At 36.2% G+C, this 20,685-nt stretch carries 22 protein-coding genes; 20 read left to right on the top strand and 2 right to left on the bottom strand.

The window, feature by feature from the left end; translation table 11 throughout:
* Nucleotides 1-46: 46 nt before the first annotated feature.
* The 17 genes from pdxA (at nucleotide 47) to ACYT6F_RS07540 (ending at nucleotide 15,909) form a co-directional block, all read left to right on the top strand.
* Complete coding sequence (pdxA, locus tag ACYT6F_RS07620; protein WP_472600622.1) at nucleotides 47-1,138, top strand: 4-hydroxythreonine-4-phosphate dehydrogenase PdxA; 1,092 nt, start codon at nucleotides 47-49, stop codon at nucleotides 1,136-1,138.
* Nucleotides 1,139-1,222: 84 nt separating this feature from the next.
* Nucleotides 1,223-1,744 carry a YceD family protein gene (locus tag ACYT6F_RS07615; RefSeq protein ID WP_472600621.1) on the top strand — a complete coding sequence of 174 codons (522 nt, stop codon included), beginning with the start codon at nucleotides 1,223-1,225 and terminating at the stop codon, nucleotides 1,742-1,744.
* A 59-nt stretch (nucleotides 1,745-1,803) separates the two neighbouring features.
* Nucleotides 1,804-2,007: a 50S ribosomal protein L32 gene (gene rpmF / locus ACYT6F_RS07610; protein WP_002976251.1), complete on the top strand. Its 204-nt coding sequence runs from the start codon at nucleotides 1,804-1,806 to the stop codon at nucleotides 2,005-2,007.
* Nucleotides 2,008-2,133: 126 nt separating this feature from the next.
* Nucleotides 2,134-2,619 carry an acetyl-CoA carboxylase biotin carboxyl carrier protein gene (accB, locus tag ACYT6F_RS07605; protein WP_472600620.1) on the top strand — a complete coding sequence of 162 codons (486 nt, stop codon included), beginning with the start codon at nucleotides 2,134-2,136 and terminating at the stop codon, nucleotides 2,617-2,619.
* Between the two features lie 85 nt (nucleotides 2,620-2,704).
* Nucleotides 2,705-4,060 carry an acetyl-CoA carboxylase biotin carboxylase subunit gene (accC, locus tag ACYT6F_RS07600; RefSeq protein ID WP_472600619.1) on the top strand — a complete coding sequence of 452 codons (1,356 nt, stop codon included), beginning with the start codon at nucleotides 2,705-2,707 and terminating at the stop codon, nucleotides 4,058-4,060.
* Between the two features lie 310 nt (nucleotides 4,061-4,370).
* On the top strand, nucleotides 4,371-5,624 hold the full coding sequence (gene rocD, locus ACYT6F_RS07595; protein ID WP_472600618.1) for an ornithine--oxo-acid transaminase: 1,254 nt from the start codon (nucleotides 4,371-4,373) through the stop codon (nucleotides 5,622-5,624).
* Nucleotides 5,621-6,409, top strand: a complete 789-nt coding sequence (locus ACYT6F_RS07590) for a glycosyltransferase family 2 protein (protein ID WP_472600617.1) — start codon at nucleotides 5,621-5,623, stop codon at nucleotides 6,407-6,409. The genes rocD and ACYT6F_RS07590 overlap by 4 nt, the downstream gene beginning before the upstream one ends.
* A 92-nt stretch (nucleotides 6,410-6,501) precedes the next feature.
* Nucleotides 6,502-7,167 carry a polysaccharide deacetylase family protein gene (locus ACYT6F_RS07585; protein ID WP_472600616.1) on the top strand — a complete coding sequence of 222 codons (666 nt, stop codon included), beginning with the start codon at nucleotides 6,502-6,504 and terminating at the stop codon, nucleotides 7,165-7,167.
* An 18-nt stretch (nucleotides 7,168-7,185) separates the two neighbouring features.
* A complete protein-coding gene (locus tag ACYT6F_RS07580) occupies nucleotides 7,186-7,950 on the top strand; it encodes a glycosyltransferase family 2 protein (RefSeq protein ID WP_472600615.1) in 765 nt (254 codons plus the stop codon).
* Nucleotides 7,951-7,954: 4 nt separating this feature from the next.
* Entirely contained in the window at nucleotides 7,955-8,944 is a 990-nt protein-coding gene (locus ACYT6F_RS07575; protein WP_472600614.1) for a WaaS/CpsH family glycosyltransferase, read from the top strand.
* A 2-nt stretch (nucleotides 8,945-8,946) separates the two neighbouring features.
* A complete protein-coding gene (locus ACYT6F_RS07570; protein ID WP_472600613.1) occupies nucleotides 8,947-10,140 on the top strand; it encodes a glycosyltransferase in 1,194 nt (397 codons plus the stop codon).
* Nucleotides 10,137-11,180: a glycosyltransferase gene (locus ACYT6F_RS07565; RefSeq protein ID WP_472600612.1), complete on the top strand. Its 1,044-nt coding sequence runs from the start codon at nucleotides 10,137-10,139 to the stop codon at nucleotides 11,178-11,180. The genes ACYT6F_RS07570 and ACYT6F_RS07565 overlap by 4 nt, the downstream gene beginning before the upstream one ends.
* Nucleotides 11,177-12,157, top strand: coding sequence for a WaaS/CpsH family glycosyltransferase (locus ACYT6F_RS07560; RefSeq protein WP_472600611.1), 981 nt, complete (start codon nucleotides 11,177-11,179; stop codon nucleotides 12,155-12,157). The genes ACYT6F_RS07565 and ACYT6F_RS07560 overlap by 4 nt, the downstream gene beginning before the upstream one ends.
* Before the next feature lie 23 nt (nucleotides 12,158-12,180).
* The gene (gene glf, locus ACYT6F_RS07555) at nucleotides 12,181-13,281 is read left to right on the top strand and encodes a UDP-galactopyranose mutase (RefSeq protein ID WP_472600610.1); all 1,101 of its coding nucleotides are present in this window, start codon (nucleotides 12,181-12,183) and stop codon (nucleotides 13,279-13,281) included.
* Between the two features lies 1 nt (nucleotide 13,282).
* A complete protein-coding gene (locus ACYT6F_RS07550) occupies nucleotides 13,283-14,134 on the top strand; it encodes a glycosyl transferase family 90 (RefSeq protein WP_472600609.1) in 852 nt (283 codons plus the stop codon).
* Complete coding sequence (locus ACYT6F_RS07545) at nucleotides 14,131-15,030, top strand: glycosyltransferase family 2 protein (protein ID WP_472600608.1); 900 nt, start codon at nucleotides 14,131-14,133, stop codon at nucleotides 15,028-15,030. Before ACYT6F_RS07550 ends, ACYT6F_RS07545 begins: the two co-directional genes overlap by 4 nt.
* Before the next feature lie 9 nt (nucleotides 15,031-15,039).
* Nucleotides 15,040-15,909 carry a glycosyltransferase family 2 protein gene (locus tag ACYT6F_RS07540; RefSeq protein ID WP_472600607.1) on the top strand — a complete coding sequence of 290 codons (870 nt, stop codon included), beginning with the start codon at nucleotides 15,040-15,042 and terminating at the stop codon, nucleotides 15,907-15,909.
* A gap of 52 nt (nucleotides 15,910-15,961) precedes the next feature.
* Here ACYT6F_RS07540 and ACYT6F_RS07535 read toward each other — a convergent pair whose 3' ends face one another.
* Nucleotides 15,962-16,306, bottom strand: coding sequence for a phosphomannose isomerase type II C-terminal cupin domain (locus tag ACYT6F_RS07535; protein WP_472600606.1), 345 nt, complete (start codon nucleotides 16,304-16,306; stop codon nucleotides 15,962-15,964).
* Nucleotides 16,307-16,428: 122 nt separating this feature from the next.
* Between ACYT6F_RS07535 and gltX the strand changes: the two genes are divergently transcribed.
* On the top strand, nucleotides 16,429-17,943 hold the full coding sequence (gene gltX, locus ACYT6F_RS07530; protein WP_472600605.1) for a glutamate--tRNA ligase: 1,515 nt from the start codon (nucleotides 16,429-16,431) through the stop codon (nucleotides 17,941-17,943).
* 48 nt (nucleotides 17,944-17,991) lie between these two features.
* On the top strand, nucleotides 17,992-18,948 hold the full coding sequence (locus ACYT6F_RS07525; RefSeq protein ID WP_472600604.1) for an acetyl-CoA carboxylase carboxyltransferase subunit alpha: 957 nt from the start codon (nucleotides 17,992-17,994) through the stop codon (nucleotides 18,946-18,948).
* 59 nt (nucleotides 18,949-19,007) lie between these two features.
* On the opposite strand, the gene ACYT6F_RS07520 is transcribed toward ACYT6F_RS07525, so the two are convergent.
* Complete coding sequence (locus ACYT6F_RS07520; RefSeq protein ID WP_472600603.1) at nucleotides 19,008-19,715, bottom strand: DUF6759 domain-containing protein; 708 nt, start codon at nucleotides 19,713-19,715, stop codon at nucleotides 19,008-19,010.
* Between the two features lie 145 nt (nucleotides 19,716-19,860).
* Here ACYT6F_RS07520 and tsf point away from each other — a divergent pair, with 145 nt between their 5' ends.
* Complete coding sequence (tsf, locus tag ACYT6F_RS07515) at nucleotides 19,861-20,685, top strand: translation elongation factor Ts (protein ID WP_472600602.1); 825 nt, start codon at nucleotides 19,861-19,863, stop codon at nucleotides 20,683-20,685.

Below are 20,685 nucleotides of genomic sequence, written 5' to 3'. Positions count from 1 at the left end.
ATTTTTTGCTAAATTTGTAGTTTATTAATCTTCAAAGATAATCAAAATGAGCCCAAAAAACCATAAAGTACGAGTAGGAATTTCAATAGGAGATTTCAACGGCATTGGTCCCGAAATCATCATGAAATCCCTTGCAGACAAAACCATTACGGATTTTTTCACCCCTGTAATTTTTGGTTCGGGAAAATTATTCACCTATCAGAAAAACATTTTTAAGCTGAACCTGAATTTCAACTACATCAATGAAGCGTCACAGGCTCAGGCAGGAAAACTGAATATGGTGAATCTGGCAAAGGAAAACTCTGTAGTAGAATTGGGTACCCCAACGGAGGAATCTACCAAAATGGCTATTGATTCTCTTGAAGCCGCCACGGAAGCTTTATTAAAAGGAGAAATTGACGTACTGGTAACAGCACCGATCAATAAAGATGAAATGGTAAAAATGGGCTTTAAACACGCCGGGCATACCGGGTATTTTGAAGAAAAGTTTAACAAAAAAGGACTGATGTTCCTGGTAACGGAAGATTTAAAGGTAGCCGTTCTTACACATCATATTCCGATTGCTGAAGTTGCTGAAAATATTTCCAAAGAAAAAATCAAAAAGCAGATCAGAGTTTTAAATCAGACTTTAATTGAAGATTTTAATATTTCAAGACCTAAAATTGCAGTTCTTGGGCTGAATCCGCATGCCGGTGACGGAGGCGTGATCGGAAAAGAGGAAATTGAAATCATTGCGCCGGCCATTAAAGAACTTTCCGACAACGGAATTCTTGCATTTGGCCCCTTCCCTGCTGACAGTTTTTTCCAGCCGGGAAAATATAAAAGTTTTGATGCGGTTCTGGCTATGTATCACGATCAGGGTCTCGCCCCGTTTAAAACATTAGCTTATGAAGAAGGGGTAAACTATACAGCAGGCTTGCCTTTCATAAGAACATCTCCTGACCACGGAACAGCATATGATATTGCCGGTAAAAATATAGCCGATGAGCAAAGTTTTACCGAAGCTATCTTTACCGCGATTAAAATTTTCAGGAACAGAAGTGAATATAATGATTTGATGACCAACCGACTGCAGCCGAGAAAAATGGCTGTAGATAACGGAATAGATGAAGATTTGCCGGACGAATCTGAGGGCTAAATCTTTAATATGGATTTTAAGTTAATTTGTTTTAGAAATTATTTGTTATTATAAAAAAATTGCATATTTTTGCACACTCATTTTATGGACAAGTTAAGAAACTATGACGTAAGCTTTTCCGGGTTGAAAACCGGCAGGCACGTGTTCAGGTTTGAGATAGATAAAGAGTTCTTTCAATTATTTGATACTGAACAGGAATTTACAAATCCCAGAATCTCAGTAGATGTTTTACTTGACAAACATTCTACATTTCTGGAGTTTGAGATAAAAGTAAAGGGTACGGTAGAGCTTGTTTGTGATATTACAAACGAAAATTTCGACCATGCCATTGAAAATGAAATCAGGGTATTGGTGAAATTCGGGGAAGAGTATGACGACAGCGAGGAAGATGTAATTACGATCCCTTCAAGTGATCATGCTTTCAACGTTGCGCAATTAATTTATGAAAACGTTGCACTCTCCATTCCGATGAAAAAGATTTCGCCGAATGTAAGCGATGAAGATCTGGCAATACTTGAGAAGTTCAGTCCGAAGGAAAATGAAGAAGAAGAGCATGAAATCGACCCGAGATGGGACGCACTGAAAAATTTGAAGAATAAAAATTAAATAGTTTAATGATGAGATGATGAATCTCATCGCTCATCAATTAAAAAAGTTATTAGAAAATGGCACATCCAAAGAGAAGACAATCGTCTACAAGAAGAGATAAGAGAAGAACTCACTACAAAGCTGTAGTTCCTCAATTAGCTAAAGATGCAACAACAGGAGAGCTTCACCTATACCACAGAGCTCACTGGCATGAAGGAAAACTTTACTACAGAGGTAAAGTAGTATTGGAAAAAGAAGTAGCAGCTACTGAAGAAAACTAAGAGTCGCTTTCCCCGGAAAACACTCGTTTTAATACAAAAACCGCCCGATTTTTATAAAATTTGGCGGTTTTTTGTTGTTTTTTACGATTTTTTGGTATCTTTGACCCAAAATCAAATATCAAATTTATGGACATTAAAGACATACAAAATCTTATCAAGTTTGTATCTAAAGCAGAAGTTTCTGAAGTAAAATACAAAACTAAAGATTTCGAAATCACTATTAAAACTCCATTAGCGGGTAGCGAAGTTGCTTATGCTCAACCTGCAGTTTACCACACTGCTCCTCAGCAGGTAGCTGCTGCTCCTGCGCCGGCTTTTGCCCCTGCAGCTGCCCCAGCCGAAAAAGCTGAAGCCGCATCTGATGACAGTAAATATGTGACCATAAAGTCTCCAATGATCGGAACTTTCTACAGAAAACCATCTCCCGATAAAGATGTATTTGTAAACGTAGGTGACGAAGTTTCTGTTGGTAAAACGGTTTGTGTAATCGAAGCAATGAAACTATTCAACCAGATCGAATCTGAAGTAAGCGGAAAAATCGTTAAGATTTTAGTGGATGACGCTACCCCTGTAGAGTACGACCAACCTTTATTCTTAGTAGATCCATCTTAATTATAATAATTGATTAATGATGATTGACAATTGATTGTAAATCAATTTCAAATTCTCAAATTTTCAAATTTAAAATAGCATTAAGATGTTCAAAAAAATATTAATTGCCAATCGTGGCGAAATTGCAATGCGTATTTTACGTACTTGTAAAGAAATGGGGATCAAAACCGTAGCGGTTTATTCAACTGCAGACAAAGACAGTCTTCATGTAAGATTTGCAGACGAAGCGGTGTGCATCGGTCCTGCAATGAGTAAAGACTCCTATCTTAAAATTCCTAATATTATTGCTGCTGCAGAAATTACCAATGCAGACGCCATTCACCCGGGTTACGGTTTCTTATCAGAAAACGCCAACTTTTCCAGAATCTGCCAGAAAAACGGCATCAAATTCATCGGTGCTACTCCTGAACAGATTGAAAAAATGGGAGACAAAGCAAATGCCAAGGCAACCATGAAAGCCGCAGGTGTACCTTGTGTACCAGGTTCTGACGGATTAATCGAATCTTATGAAATTGCCGCCAAAACGGCTGAAGAGATCGGTTATCCTGTAATGATAAAGGCTACTGCCGGTGGTGGTGGTAAAGGAATGAGAGCAGTCTGGAAAGCCGAAGACCTTAAAGATCACTGGGAATCTGCGATTCAGGAAGCTGTTGCAGCCTTCGGAAACGGAGGAATGTACATGGAAAAACTGATAGAAGAGCCAAGACATATTGAAATCCAGGTTGCTGGAGACCAGTTTGGTAAAGCTTGTCACCTTTCTGAAAGAGACTGCTCCGTTCAGAGAAGAAACCAGAAGCTTACGGAAGAAACTCCTTCTCCTTTTATGACTGACGAGCTTCGTGAGCAAATGGGTGAAGCTGCTGTAAAAGCTGCCGAATTCATCGGGTATGAAGGTGTGGGAACCATTGAATTCCTTGTAGACAAGCACAGAAATTTCTATTTCATGGAAATGAATACAAGAATTCAGGTAGAACACCCGATCACTGAGCAGGTAATTGATTATGACCTGATCAGAGAACAAATCCTTCTGGCTGCGGGAACTCCAATTTCAGGAATCAATTATTATCCGAAATTACATTCCATCGAATGCAGAATCAACGCAGAAGACCCTTACATGGATTTCAGACCTTCTCCGGGAAAAATCACAGGATTAAATATTCCTGGCGGACATGGTGTAAGAGTAGATACCCATGTTTATTCAGGATATACGATTCCTTCTAATTACGATTCCATGATTGCAAAACTCATCACAACGGCACAGACCCGTGAAGAAGCGATTGCAAAAATGAGAAGAGCATTGGAAGAATTTTATATTGAAGGGGTGAAAACTACGATTCCTTTCCACAGACAGCTGATGGATAACGAAGCTTATCTTTCAGGAAACTACACTACAAAATTCATGGAGGATTTTGTAATGGACAGAAAATACGACAATCACTAGGTTGATTTGTATATAATTTGTAACCGCCTTTTAGAGGCGGTTTTTTTATGCATCAGATCTTAAATAATTTTGTAAGTTCCGAGCTATAACAACGTTTGGCTGAAATTTGACATTTTAATTTTAAATTAAGGAAAATTTAATTTTATATCTTTAAAGATAGAATACCTATAACAGATTATCTGTATAAGAAATATTTTCTGATTCATTTTTACAATAGACTTAAAACCTCTTATATTAAGCACTTTATCAGCATGAGAATTCTGTTTAGCCATCTCATTTATAATGTTTACATTTGCGAAAAATCAAATATATGTCAACAGCAGAAATTGTAAAAGATTCACAATATTTTATCGACCTTGAAGACAAGCACGGCGCACACAATTACCACCCTCTTCCCGTTGTATTAGACAAAGGAGAAGGTGTTTTCGTGTGGGATGTGGAAGGTAAAAAATATTACGACTTCTTATCTGCTTATTCTGCTGTAAACCAAGGACATTCACACCCAAAAATTGTAGAAACCTTAGTAGAGCAGGCTAAAAAGCTGGCTTTAACATCAAGAGCTTTTTACAACTCAAAACTGGGCGAGTATGAGCAAAAGATCACTACTCTTTTTGGTTTTGATAAAGTATTACCGATGAACTCCGGAGCTGAGGCTGTGGAAACCGCTGTAAAATTGGCCAGAAAATGGAGCTATGAAGTAAAAGGCATTTCAGAGAATGCTGCTAAAATTGTTGTTTGTGAGAATAACTTCCACGGAAGAACAACCACTATTGTTTCCTTTTCAAACGATCCTGATGCCAAGCAGAATTACGGACCTTTTACACCTGGATTCATTAAAATTCCATACAATGACGTTGCTACACTGGAAGAAGTTCTGAGCAGAGAGTCAGATAATATTGCTGCATTTCTGGTTGAACCGATACAAGGCGAAGCTGGAGTTTACGTTCCTGATAACGGCTATCTGAAAACTGCTGCTGAACTGTGTAAAAAACATAATATTCTTTTTATTGCAGATGAAGTTCAGACAGGAATCGCAAGAACAGGGAAATTAATTGCATGCCATCATGAAGACGTACAGCCGGATATTTTAATTTTAGGAAAAGCCCTTTCTGGTGGGATGTATCCTGTTTCGGCAGTATTGGCTAATAATGAGATCATGAATGTCATAAAACCCGGCCAACACGGATCTACATTTGGAGGAAATCCTATCGCCTGTGCTGTAGCTGTTGCCGCACTGGATGTTGTAAAGGAAGAAAAGCTATCTGAGAGAGCTGAAGAACTTGGAAAATTATTCCGTTCCGAAATTGAAAAAGTAATCGGAAAGAGCGATCTTATTACCAAAGTAAGAGGAAAAGGATTGCTGAATGCTATTTTGATCAACGATACTCCGGAAAGTTCGACGGCATGGAATATCTGTTTACAATTAAAAGAAAACGGGCTTCTGGCCAAACCAACCCACGGAAATATCATCAGATTGGCACCGCCATTGGTGATTACAGAAGAACAACTGCTAGACTGTGTGAAAATTATTGAAAAAACCATTCTTTCATTTCAGCAGAAATGAGACTTTCACTTGCAGTCATTACTTACAATGAACAGGATAATATTGTAAGGCTTTTCAATTCAATTTCGGAAATTGTTGATGAAATTATTGTCGTAGACAGTTATTCATCAGACAGAACCAAAGAGATCTGCCTGCAGCAGTGTCCTAAAGTACAGTTTTTTGAAAAGAAATTTAACGGATATGGTGAGCAGAAAAACCATGCGCTCGGGCTATGTTCCGGCGAATGGATTCTTTTTCTGGATGCTGATGAAGTTCCTGATGAAGAATTAAAACAATCTGTTCATAAAGTAATATCTCAGCAAAATCCTGAATTTTCGGTTTATCGGGCAAAGTACAATAATCATCTGGGCATTCACCTGATCAAGTTCGGAGGATGGGGAAATGTCTGCAAGGAAAGACTTTTCAGAAATGGTTCTGCGAAATATTCTGACGACAAAGTGCACGAATTTTTAGTAACCCAGGAAAAAACCGGCGTTCTGGAAGGAAAAATCAACCATTACACGTATAAGAATATTCATCATCACGTTACGAAAATCAACAGGTATTCTGATATGATGGCTGAAAAAATGTTTGAGCGGGGCAAAAAGATCAACCGTTTCAAAATTATCATCAATCCTATTTTTGTATTCATCAAAGTTTTTATTTTTAAACTTGGTTTTCTGGATGGGTTCCCGGGCTTCTATATAGCCAAAACTATGTCTTATTATACTTTTCTTAAATACATCAAACTGTTTGAAAAAATACGGATGATAGAACTGGAACAGAAATACGGCAACTTTTTATGATATTTTATTTAATAATTATTATAATTCTCTTTCTGTTTCTGTATTTCCGGATTTATCTTTTCCTTTTTCCGAAAAAACGGCTGATCATTTTAATGTATCATCAGATCATGGAGGAAAGTAATGATGATCTCACGGTAAGCCTGAAAAATCTTGAAGAACAGTTCAGCTATTTACAGCGAAAAAATTATACTTCAAAATTTTTCAGCGAACTTAATATCCCATCGCGACGAAGCGTTGTTATCACCTTTGATGACGGCTACAAAAACAACGAAGTATATCTTCCTTCATTGCTGGAAAAATATAATCTGAAAGCCACCATTTTTATACCTACAGAATTTATCCGTAAAGGATATAAAGAAAATCAGATGATGTCTTTCGAAGAAATCCGCAGGCTGAACAGAAAATATTTTGAGATAGGTCTTCACAGCCATTCTCATCAAAACTTCAAAACCGTTTCTGCAGATTTTATAGAAAATGATCTTAAGAAAAATATGCAGATTCTTGACGAAGAAAATATAGAATATTCTAAGGTTCTGGCTTACCCTTACGGAAAGTATCCTAAAAAGAATCCTGAGAAACAGGCTGTTTTTTCAGTTTTACAGCGTCTTAATATTCTTTATGCCGTAAGAATTGGAAATAAAATCAATTTTTTTCCTTCCCGGAAACCTTATGAATTGTGCAGAATTGACATTAAGGGTAAAGACACGCTGATAAATTTCAAATTAAAACTTATCTTTGGAAGATTAAAAATGTTTTAGGAAGATAAATTAATTGGAATGGCAGAACAGGTTATGATGAATGTAAGCGGCTTAATCATAACGTACAACGAAGAAAAAAACATTCGGGAGGTATTGGAATGCTTTGATTTCTGTGAAGAAATTATTGTGGTAGATTCATTCAGTACGGACAAAACGCTAGAAATCGCACAGCAATTCTCTAACGTAAAAGTAATTCAAAATGCGTTTGAAGATTTTACAAAGCAAAGAAACATAGCTTTGGACGCTGCAACAAATGATTGGGTATTATTTCTTGACGGAGATGAAAGAATCACTGCGTCCTTAAAAAAGGAGATCTTAGAAGAATTAAAGAAGCCCGCTCAGAAAGACGCTTATTATTTTTACAGAAAATTCTATTTTGCCGGGAAACCCATTCATTACTCCGGAACACAAACCGATAAGAATTTCAGGCTTTTCAGAAAGTCTAAAGCCAGATACATCAGCGGGAAAAAAGTTCACGAAACCCTGCACGTAAACGGCACCATAGGAGAAATGAAAAATAAACTCCTGCATTTCTCCGTTAATGATTACGAATCCTATAAGGCAAAAATGCTCCACTACGGAGTACTGAAAGGGCAGGAAATGTCAGCCCTCGGAAAAAAATACAGCCGTGTAGCACAATATTCAAAAACTGTATTTAAATTTTTTAAGGCATACATTTTGCGTTTAGGTATTCTTGACGGAAAAGAAGGCTATCAGCTTTCCTATCTACAGTCCTTAAGTGTTTTTGAAACTTATGAATCGTTAAAAAAAGAGCAAAACTGACTGAATGAAAATTTGTGTAATTAGTTTCGATTTCTGGGGATATGACCACTATATAGTTGATGCTTTACGTTCTAAAAATATAGATGCCCATCACATTAAAATAGGCGATGTAACCCATTCTAATTTTAGTGAAAGGGCAACGAATGCAGTAAGCAAAATTTTTCTTAATAAAAACCTGAAAACAGAGAAAAGACAGCGATTTGTAAGTGATTCTCTTGAAAAGCTGGGACACCAGGATCAGATTCTTGTGATGAATCCTGATACTTTTGATCTCTCTACCCTTCAGGAAATCAGAAAATATACAGACTGTCTTATTACGTATCTTTATGACAGCCTCGACCGCATAGTGGTGGAGGAAGAAAAGCTTCATCTTTTTGATAAAATTTTCTCATTTGACGTTGCCGATGTACAAAAATACGGGTTTGAAAAACTTACCAACTATGTATATCTTCCGTTTTGCCCAGGAGAGAAACAGCAGCCTGAAATAGATCTCTTTTATATCACTTCCTACGATAGTAAAAGAGTGGAATTCATCAAGCGGCTTTCTAAAAGATTATTCCAGATACAGGCCAGATTTCAGATTATCGTGATCGGGAAAAAAGCATGGAAACATCAATTGAGAAACGTCTTTATCAAAATTCCCGAAAACCTTCACATTACTTTCAGTATAAAAAAAATAAATCATAAAAAGCTTCCGAAGTATTATAAAAATTCGCGAGCTTTGCTTGATCTTACCCGTGAAAACCAATATGGGCTGAGTTTCAGGGTTTTTGAAGCCATGGCTTTGGAAAAGAAAATTGTTACTGATAATGAATCGATTAAGGGCTATGACTTTTACAACCCTCAGAATATTTTGGTTTTAAACGAAACATGCAGTAACCTGGAAAAATCTTTTTTTGAAACCCCGTATGAAAAAGTTCCGGAAGAGATTTACTATAGTTACACCCTGGAACATTGGACGGATAAAGTGTTCAGGCTCAACAAAAAAACTTAATAATGGGAATTATAAAGAAAATAAAAAAACACTTTGAAAGAAAGGAAAGGCTTAAAATTCTAAATACACAGGAGATTGTTAACATAACATCTTTTGATTCTTCAAAAAGAACTATTTTATTTGTATCCAGAGATATTCCTTCCCACGATAAGGATTCCGGGTCCAACAGGCTCAAAGAAATCATTCTGATTTATAAAAAGGCAGGCTTTAATTGTATTCTTTTTGCGCCTCATGTTTTTGAAGATAATTTTTATGTACAATTTTACCAGAAGCAAGATATCATTGTATTTGCAGAAAACACAAAATATAAAAACATTTACGAGTTTCTTACTGACTTTAAAAAAGTAGACTTTGTATGGTTCAACGGTCCATTGGCTTTAAATTTATTTTACCGGAAAATAAAAAATATTCTTCCTTCAGCGAAATTCATCTATGATATGGTGGATATTCATTTTTTACGCTATAAAAGAGCAATCGAGATAGAGCCGAACCGTATTTCATTAAAGCGAAAATACAAGCACTTTTATCATCTGGAAACGGTGGTTGCTCCTCAGCTGGATTATATTATTGCTATTTCCGATAAGGAAAAGGAAATCATGCGACAATATGCCGATGAAAAAAAAATCCTTACCATTTCCAATATACACTATCCTAAAATTGATATCTCCGAAAGGAATGACTTTGAAGCAAGTAGCGGAATTATATTTATAGGATCCATTCACGAGCCGAACATCGATGCGGTAAAGTTTTTGTATGAAAAAATAATGCCTCTGGTGTGGAAAGAAAACCCGGAACTAGAAGTGAGCGTAATCGGAAACGTAGCAGAAAAGCTTGATCTGAAACAGTATCCGAAATTTAAGTTCTTAGGATTTGTGGAAAGTATTGAAGATCATTTTATGAAATCTAAACTGATGGTGGCCCCGTTGCGTTTCGGAGCGGGAGTGAAAGGAAAAATAGGCCAGGCTTTTGAATATTTCCTGCCGGTAATTACTACCGAAATCGGAGCCGAAGGTATGCAGCTTGTAAATGAAAAGAACGTTCTCATCGCCAATGATGAAAAATCCTTTGCAGAAGCCATTGTCCGGCTGAATAATGACGAAAAGCTATGGAATACACTCTGCGAAAACTCAGTGGACAGCCTGAAGCCTTTTTCAACCGGAGAAGTAAGTGAAACTCTGAAAAATTATTTAAGATGAATCCTTTGGTAAGTATTATTGTCCCTTGCTACAACGCTTCGCAGTATATTCAGGAGGTACTTCTAAGTATTCAGAATCAGACTTATAAAAACATTCAGTCCATTCTGATCAATGACGGAAGCACGGACAATACGCTGGAAATTATTAAAAATTTTCCTGATAAAAGATTTGAAATATATGATCAGCAGAATAAAGGGCTTTCTGACACGAGAAATTTCGGACTGGAAAAAGCTGAAGGAGATTTTATTCTTTTTTGTGACAGTGACGATCTGCTTTCGCCAAATGCTATTGAAACCCTCGTCTCGGCTTATACCGGAAATGAAGATGTCATTGTTGGAAAGACGGCCACCTATTCATGGGATAAGAAAGAGATTATTTCTTCATTGCCTCATCCTTCGGAAAAGCAAATGATCACAAACAATCATTCTGAAGTTCTTATTAAAAATATGACTGAAGGTTTAAGCCCGATTGCCCAGAATAAACTTTATAAAAAAAACTTTATAAAAGAAAATCATCTGAAATTTTTAAGCGGAATTTACCATGAAGATGAATTATGGTTTTTCGAAACAATGTTCAGTGCAAAAACTGTAACATTCATTCCTGAAATCACTTATCTGTATACCGTTGACAATGCGCAGTCGATAACCAAAAAGAAAAGCGACAAAAATCTTTTGGGATATTTAAGCGTTATCAAAACTGTTTACAAAAACTATTATTTTAAATATCCAGAAAAAACTGTTATTGCGTATTACATTTCCTATTTGAAGAAAATAATTATAGGAAACTTTAAAAATGATTCAAATTATTCCGATGAAGCGGTGCTGGAAATGGAAAGGACATTCCAAGAAGTAAATCCTGAATTTAATGATCATATTAACCTGAGGAATATTGAGAAAACTTACTTAAAGTATATTAATACAATCAGTTTACAGGACAGCAAAACTATAAGAAAAAAATATTTTAACAGTCCTGTCAACAGCCTGCGAAAGCATTTTAAAATCATCATGTTCCGTCTTTTTCATTCAAAAACACCATCATGAGTAAGGAAAAATTTCTTTTGGTAATGCCTGATTATTCCGATTTTCCAAAGCTTTTCGTAGATAATCTTAAGAAAGCAGGCTTTGAGCCTTTTCTTATTACAGATAAGGTTACTGAATTCAAATACCAGGGATTTGAAAGCATTACAAACTTTTTCATAAAAAATATTTTCAGGAATAAAAACTATAAGCAAAACCTCATCAACCAACATTTTGAGGCGGAACTGAAACATAAACTTTCTGCAATAAAAGAACGGATGGATTATATTTTGGTTATACGTCCCGATAATTTCCCCGTCTCTTTTATTAAAAAACTCAATGATAAAACATCAAAACTCATTGCCTATCAATGGGACGGAATTGAAAAATTCCCAGAAATCAAAAAATACTTTGATCTTTTTGACACTTTTTTATGTTTCGAAAAGATAGAAAATCACAAAAATATCAAGCAAATAACCAATTTTTACTTTGATCATCTTCCTCCTTTATACAAAAAATATAATACAACAAATCCAAAACTTTATTTTGTCGGATTATACTGGAAAAGCAGAGAAGAAAAGATTAATACATTTATTGATGAGGTTTCCTGCTTTAATGTGAATCTTTCAATATTTATTCAGTACTTCACAGAACCGGAACGGAAAAACAGCAAAATTACCTATATCAAAGACCGGATTACTTTTGCGGAAAACCTGGAACTTGTAAAAAATGCAGATATTCTTTTAGATTTTGTAGACCCTTTACACAATGGACTATCCATTAGGTTTTTTGAAGGATTGTATTATCAGAAAAAAGTAATTACCGATAATATCACGGTAAAAAATTATGACTTTTATCATCCGGATAATATCTTTGTCGTAGAAAATAATAATTATAAAAACATTGACGCGTTTTTAAAACAGCCTTATCACGAGCTGCCAGAAGAAATTGTTAAAAAATATAGTTTCAGCAGTTGGATCACAAAAGTTATTACAGGCTGAAATTAAAGCATAAACAATAATACATGAAAAAATTTTTAATTATAGGAAGCGGTTTTTCAGGAAGTGTGCTTGCAGAGCAGCTCAGCAAAAAGCATATTGTTCACGTTGTGGAAGAACGAAGTCATATTGGCGGCAATTGCTACACGGAAAAGGATGAAGAAACAGGAATTACGGTACATAAATACGGACCTCACATCTTCAATACCGATAATATTGAGGTGTGGAACTATATACAGCAGTTCTGCGAAATGGTTCCTTTTATCAACCGTGTAAAATCGGTTTACCAAAAACAGGTATATTCCATGCCGGTTAATCTTCATACCATCAACCAGTTTTTTCAAAAAAACCTGTCACCAAAAGAAGCAAAAGAATTTATTGTTTCTTTAAGTGACACTTCCATAGACATTCCGCAAAACTTTGAACAGCAGGCTCTAAAATTTGTTGGTAAGGATCTTTATCAAGCTTTTTTCTACGGATACACCAAAAAGCAATGGGGATGTGAACCATCAGAGCTTCCGGCAAGTATCCTCAAAAGGCTTCCCGTGAGATTTAATTATAATGATAACTATTATGCCATGCCTTTTCAGGGAATTCCCAGACACGGATATACTGAGATTTTTGAGAAAATGCTTGAGCATCCCAATATTACAGTCACACTCAATAAGAAAATTTCTGTTCAGGAGATCAATTTTTCAGAGTATGATCATGTTTTTTACTCCGGCCCTATTGATGCTTATTTTGATTATAAGTATGGAAAGTTAGGCTACAGAACGGTATATTTTGAGAAATATACGGAAGACGGCGATTATCAGGGTAACGCCGTAATTAACTATGCTGATCAGGAAATCCCTTTTACAAGGGTTCATGAGCATAAACATTTTACGCCTTGGGAAGAACATGAAAAGACTGTCTATTTTAAAGAATTCAGTAAAGAAACAGAAGAAGCAGACATTCCTTATTATCCTAAAAGACTGCAGAGAGATATGGAAATGCTTGAAAAATATATAATGGAGAAAGATAAGCTTTCAGATATTACATTTGTTGGTAGGCTTGCAACTTATCGCTACATGGACATGCATCATGTAATTGCAGAGGCTTTGGAAATTGCTAAAAAATTTGTCTGAGATGTGGTTTAAAAAAAATAAAGCAGAAAAGCAGGTAAAGGAATTATTAAATATAACCATACGCAATGGGCAGATTGTGCTTGCTGAAAATCATAACTCTTTCCAGACAAGAGCAGAATCTTCTCTGAAACAGGTTTTGGACGCCATCGCGATGGGAGTTCCTGAAAAAGAAATTAGTTTCAGCCTGCATACCGGCGATTTTCCTACAGAAAGGCTCGTAAAGGGAAACTTTTATTATTGCTGTGAAAGAAAAGAAGATCTTGATTTTGTGTTTCCGGATTTTATTTTCGATCATTGGAAGCAGGCAGGCATTCCGGATTTCCAAAAGACTGTCTCAGAAATTTCTATGGCAGCTGAGAATACCTACGACCATAAAAGGATGTTGTGGATTGGTAATGTACAAACCAATAATACCAGAAATAAAATCATACAGTATTCTCAAGAATTCCCCGACATTATTGAAGCGTATGATACGTGTGTTGATCAGGCTGTTGACGGAAAAAAGGATATCCCTTACATTTCTTTGAAAGATCATACGAAATATAAATATCTGATTGATATTGAAGGAAGAGGCTACAGTGGAAGAATTAAGATGCTTCTATTCACCAAAAGGCTTCTGTTTATTCAGGACAGGCAATGGAAATCTTATTACCATTTTGAACTGGAACCTTACAAACATTTTATTCCTGTAAAAAATGATCTTTCCGACCTCATAGAACAGATGCAGTTTACTGAAAACCAGGGAGAAAAATATTATAATGAGATTACACAAAATGCTTATAATTTTGCTGTTGAAAATCTCTGCTACGAAAAAGCAGTAGGGAGGATCCAAAAATTAATTTCAGGCTTATGAATAATTCTGACACCATTTGTACCGTTGTTGTTACTTATAACAGGCTCGGGCTTTTAAAAGAATGTATACAAGGCATTCTGAACCAGTCCTGCCCTATTGACAAAATTATTATTGTAAACAACGGATCTACAGATGGAACCGGAGCTTATCTGGAAACAATTAATTTGCCGCAGATAGAAATCATCACTCAGGAAAATCTTGGCGGAGCCGGTGGATTTCATACCGGTATCAAAAAGGCATACGAATATAATTATGACTGGATCTGGGTGATGGATGACGATGTAGAACCTTTCCGTGACTGTCTTGAAAATCTTTTGCAATTTAAAGAAAAATCAAAATGCATACATCCGCTAAGAATTTTTAGCGACAATAATGAAGTTTTTAAATGGGAACATCATTTTGATCACAGAACTTGTATGCCTATCATTCTGCATAATGTTTCTCTTGAAAACAAGGATTATTGCTATGTCAACACAGCATGTTTCGAAGGAATGCTGATTCATCGGGATATTGTAGAAAAAATAGGATTTCCGAAAACAGAATATTTTATCGCAGGAGATGATACGGAATACGGAATTCTTGCCAATTTTTATACCAACGTTATGTATACTAAAAAGGCGCTTATGTATCGTAAGAGAACAGTCATTTCGGATAAAATCCGCCCTTTACAGGCTTATTATGAATACAGGAATATATTTTTATTGCGGAAAAATATTAAACCTTACTTTCCCGGAAGTTTCAGCTCTATGTTTTATAACACCCTCTATAAGAATTGTTTTTCAAAAATAATGACCGTACTGACAGGAAAAGAGTATTCTTTTTCAGAGAAAAAGCTTTTGATCAGCAAAATGATCAAAGGAATACAAGATGGAAAGAAAATCTATAAAAGCAAATAATTCCTAAAAATGAAGAGCTCCTTAAAAATCTCCGTTATTGTTCCCTGCTACAACCAGGCATCCTTTTTAGACGACTGCATTAATTCACTGATAGACCAGACCCATCAAAACTGGGAATGCATTATTGTGAATGATGGCAGCACCGATGATACTGAAGAAAAAGCTTTAGAATGGCAGAAAAAAGACAGCAGAATAAAATACATTAAAAAGCACAACGGAGGCCTAAGCTCTGCAAGAAATAAAGGCATAGAAAACGTAACCGGAGATTTCGTACAGTTTCTCGATTGCGATGACTTTTTATATAAAGAAAAGTTTGAAAAATCTTTAAATCAGATTAATCAGCCAGTCAATACTGTTGTTATTACAGATTTCCAGCGTTTTGACAATCAAACAAAGACCGACCTGCCTCCCCACTGTGCACTGGAAAGCAGCTATTTTAATCAGAAAGATATTCTCCTGAAATGGGACAACACATTTTCCATTCCGATTCACTGTGCCTTATTTTCAAGTGATATTGTAGAAAAATACAGATTTAATGAAGATCTTAAAGCAAAAGAAGACTGGATTTTCTGGTTGCAGGTATATGGAGATCACCCGAAAACATATTTTATTAAAGAATACCTTCTTGCTTACCGTATGAGCTCTGCAGGGATGACCAACAACGAGTTCTTCATGTATGAGAATAAAACAAAAGCCATCAAAAAACTAGAAGAAGTTATTGCTGATAAAGAGATATTAAGAGAATTTTTCAAACAAAATCTCTTAGCTTCAATGAATGAAAACTATCAGCTGATGGAAAGAATAAAACTTTTGGGTTACAAAAGAACAATGAAATATAAAATTGAAAAAATTTTAAAAATTTTTGGAATTAAAAAATAAAAAAAAACCATATGTGATCCATACAGCTTTTCCGGCTTACTATTATTTAAAATTAATTTCTATCATATTCATCTTCGATCCTCACAATATCATCTTCCCCGAAATAGGTTCCTGTCTGCACTTCAATAAAAACAACAGGCTTGTCGGAAAGGTTCATCATTCGGTGTCTGGCTCCCAGCGGAATAAAAATACTTTCACCATATTTCAGGCTGATTTCCTTATCATCAAGAACAATAGTAGCGTCACCTTCTATAATGGTCCATTGCTCCTGTCTTTTGTGATGATACTGATATGATAATTTCTGTCCAGGGTTTACTTCAATTCGCTTTAGTTTATAATTCGGCTCATCTGCCAGAACATAATATTTCCCCCAAGGTCTTTCACCTATTTCTAACATAATTTACTGCTTTTTATATTATACAAAAGTAAATATTCGGAACAAAAAACCAAGCGAAATGCCTATTAAACATTCTTAAAAACATTTAATTTTAAGTAAATTTGTACCAAATATTATTTACAATGGAGAAAGTAAGAGTACGTTTCGCTCCGAGTCCTACAGGACCATTACATTTGGGAGGCATAAGAACCGCATTATATGATTATCTTTTTGCTAAAAACCAGGGTGGTGAATTTGTATTGAGAATTGAAGATACCGATACCGCCAGATACGTGGAAGGCGCAGAAGAGTATATAGAGGAAGCCCTTGAATGGTGCGGGATTATTGCCGATGAAAGCCCTAAAAAAGGAGGGAAATTTGCTCCGTACAGACAATCTGAAAGAAGAGATATTTACGATCGTTATACAGAACAGATCCTGAAAACGGATTATGCCTACATTGCCTTTGATACAGCCGAAGAACTGGACGCCATCCGTGCAGAGTACGAAGCAAGAGGTGACGTTTTCTCTTACGACAACAAAACAAGGAACCAGTTACGAAACAGCCTGGCTCTTTCTGAAGAAGAAGTGCAGAATCTTCTCGACGAAAAAACGCCGTATGTAGTAAGATTCAAAATGCCGGTAGACCGAACGCTGAACCTTGAAGATATTATCCGCGGAAAATTTTCTGTAAATACCAATACCTTAGATGACAAAGTTCTGGTAAAAAATGACGGGATGCCGACTTACCATTTCGCCAATATTATCGATGATCACGAAATGCAAATATCACACGTAATTCGTGGTGAAGAATGGCTGCCTTCTTTAGGTCTGCACACTTTGTTGTATGAAGCTATGGGTTGGGAAGCACCACAGTTTGCCCATCTTTCTTTAATTTTAAAACCTGAAGGAAAAGGTAAACTTAGTAAAAGAGATGGTGATAAGTTCGGATTCCCCGTATTTCCATTAGATTTTACGGATCCTGCAACAGGAAACGTCTCCAAAGGTTACAGAGAAAGCGGGTATCTTCCGGAAGCATTCATCAATATGGTGGCCCTTTTAGGTTGGTCCCCTGCAGACGATAAAGAAATTTTATCTCTGGACGAAATGGCAAAAGAATTTGATTTAAATAAAGTACATAAAGCCGGGGCAAGATTCAGTAAAGAAAAAGCAGAATGGTTCAACCATCAGTATATTCAGCAGAAATCTGATGAAGAATTGCTTGAAATTTTAAAAAGTTCAGACTTTAACACAACGCTTTCAGATGAAAAATTACTGAAAATAATTTCATTAATGAAGGAAAGGCTGACATTTGTGAAAGATCTTACACTGGATAACGAAAAAGGAAAATTCTTTTTCGAAGCACCTGTTTCTTATGATGAAAAAGCCTCAAAAAAAGCATGGAATGATCAGACTTCGGCTATTTTAGGAGAATTAGCTCAGACTTTAGCATCTGCTGACTTCAGTGCCGAAAATCTAAAGCATGTTGTTCATGATTTCGCGGAAAATAAAGGTTTGGGAATGGGTAAAGTAATGATGCCACTTCGTTTATCTTTAGTTGGCGAACTAAAAGGACCAGATGTCCCTGACATCATGGAACTTCTTGGAAAAGAGGAAACTATCTCCAGAATAAACAATGCGATCAATAATTTTAAATAGATTCATATAATTTTTCATAAATTTGAAAGATTTAATTTACTTCAAGAAATGGAATATTTAAGTTTCGAACTTCCTATCAAAGACCTGATGGATCAACTGCAGACCTGTTCTTTAGTAGGAGAAGAAAGTGGTGTTGATGTAAAATTAGCATGTAGCCAAATCGAGGATAAGATTTTAGAAAAGAAAAAAGAAATCTACGCAAATCTTACGCCTTGGCAAAGAGTACAACTTTCCCGTCACCCGGATCGTCCTTACGCGTTGGATTATATCAACGGAATGGCAGATAAAGGCAGCTTCCTTGAACTTCACGGAGACAGAAACTTTGCTGATGACCCTGCAATGGTAGGCGGCTTACTTACACTGGACGGACAAAAAGTGATGGTAATCGGTACTCAGAAAGGAAGAACAACAAAAGAAAGACAGCACAGAAGGTTCGGAATGCCGAATCCTGAAGGATATAGAAAAGCCCTGCGATTAATGAAACTTGCTGAAAAGTTTCAGATCCCTGTTGTAACTTTGGTAGACACTCCGGGAGCATATCCGGGACTGGAAGCTGAAGAAAGAGGCCAGGGTGAAGCTATCGCCAGAAATATTTTTGAAATGGTTCAGCTCAAAACGCCAATCTTCACTTACATCATTGGTGAAGGAGCTAGTGGCGGCGCATTGGGAATCGGAGTAGGTAATAAAGTATACATGCTTGAAAATACCTGGTACACAGTAATCGCTCCGGAAAGCTGCTCATCCATCCTCTGGAGAAACTGGGATCATAAGGAAGATGCTGCCAATGCATTGAACCTTACCCCGAAAGATGCTTTAAGAGAGAAATTCATCGACGGAATTATTGAAGAGCCTCTTGGTGGAGCACACTATGATCCGGCGGGTGCCTTTCAGAATCTGAAGACTTCTATTTTACAGAATATCAAAGCCTTCGCAAAATTTACAGGTCAGGAACTTGAAACCCAAAGACAGGATAAATTCATTGCAATGGGGCAATTTAAAGGATAAAATAAAAATCGGGTGAGAATTTCTCATCCGATTTTATTTTATATATATTCTAAAACTTATTAATCTTCCCTTAAATTCAGCTCGATCTCAATATCTTTATTGATTTTCTTTAAAGATGAATATTTCGCATCACAAACCATTGTTGTAAGAATATATTCTCCCTTTTCTACCAACAGGAAATTCTGACCGTTGGCAGGAACATCAAGATTATAATATTTTTTACCGTTGATCTTTACAATCAGGTTACATTTTGATCTGTTCTTGATATTAATGTATGCTTCCTTATCCATCGGATCATTATTAAACAAGTGCGTAAGCATTGCGGCAGTTTTTTTATTCTGCTCGCTCGCTCCGGATTTTTTACTTGTTGCCCCGCCAACACTGGCGTAGTTTACCGTTCTTTCAGGTGTTGCACTACCTGCATTAGCAGCGATAGCTTTACCTTTGTTAAGATTATTGTTATCAATAACCATTTGTTTGATCTTGTCTTCACTCAGCGTTTTTATCGTAGGCTTGGCTTCGGGAGAATTGTTGGCCATAACGATCTGCATGAGTTTTCTTTTGAAATAATCGGTCTTCGCATGCCCCGGGTTCTGTTTCAGAAACCCTGCAACAACTCTGGCTTCAGCTGTAGCTTCCGCATCACTTTCGGTGTAAATAATTACCGTTTCCTTTTCTACAATAGCTTTCGATTTTGTTTTTTTCTTTTTCTGTGAAAAACCAAGGGTGAATACGCATAAAAATATAATGAGAAGTATCTTTTTCATTAAAGAGACATTTAAAATTTTATTAAATATATAAATAACGCAAAAAGTCATTTTTTAGTTTATCATTAAAATCATTATCTTTGCACAGCTTTAAAAGTAAGCTAAAAATTAATACGAATCCTAAATAAAAAAAATAATAGATATTATGTCTTATACACCAGCTGCTGCAGACGTAGCAAAATTGAGAAACCAAACAGGTGCAGGTATGATGGACTGCAAAAAAGCTTTAGTAGAAGCTGAAGGAGATTTCGAAAAAGCGGTAGATATCCTTAGAAAAAAAGGACAGAAAGTGGCTGCAAACAGAGCAGACAGAGAATCTACTGAAGGAGCAGTGATCGCAAGAGTAAATGAAGACAACACTTTAGGTGCTGTTATTTCATTAAACTGCGAAACTGACTTTGTTGGTAAAAACGAAGCTTTCATTGAACTGGCTTACGAACTTGCTGAAATGGCGATCTTTGCTGCTACAAAAGAAGAACTTTTGGCTACAGATTTCCACGGAATTACTGTTGCTGAAAAATTAGTTGAGCAGACAGGTGTAATCGGTGAAAAAATTGAGATCGGTGCATTCGAAAGAATTGAAGGGCCTTTCTTAGGAGCTTATATCCACGCTGGAAACAAAATCGCTGCGATCACTTCACTTTCTGCTAATGTAGAAGGAGCTTCTGAAGCTGCTAAGGCTGTTTCTATGCAGGTAGCTGCTATGAACCCAATCGCTCTTGATGAAACTTCTGTTTCTCAGGCAACAATTGATAAGGAATTGGAAATTGAAAGAGAACTTCTTATTAAAGAAGGAAAACCTGAAAATATTATTGAGAACATCCTTAAAGGTAAAATGCAGAGATTCTACAAAGACAACACTCTTGTACACCAGTCTTTCATTAAAGACCCCAACATGACTGTTGCTGACTATGTAAAATCTGTAAATTCAGATCTTAAAGTAACCGGATTTGTAAGAGTAAGCTTATAA

It is taken from the genome of Chryseobacterium sp. NG-CE01, assembly GCF_055695505.1.
The sequence above is the reverse complement of the archived record's forward strand: the minus strand, read 5'-3'. Positions and strand labels throughout refer to the sequence as shown.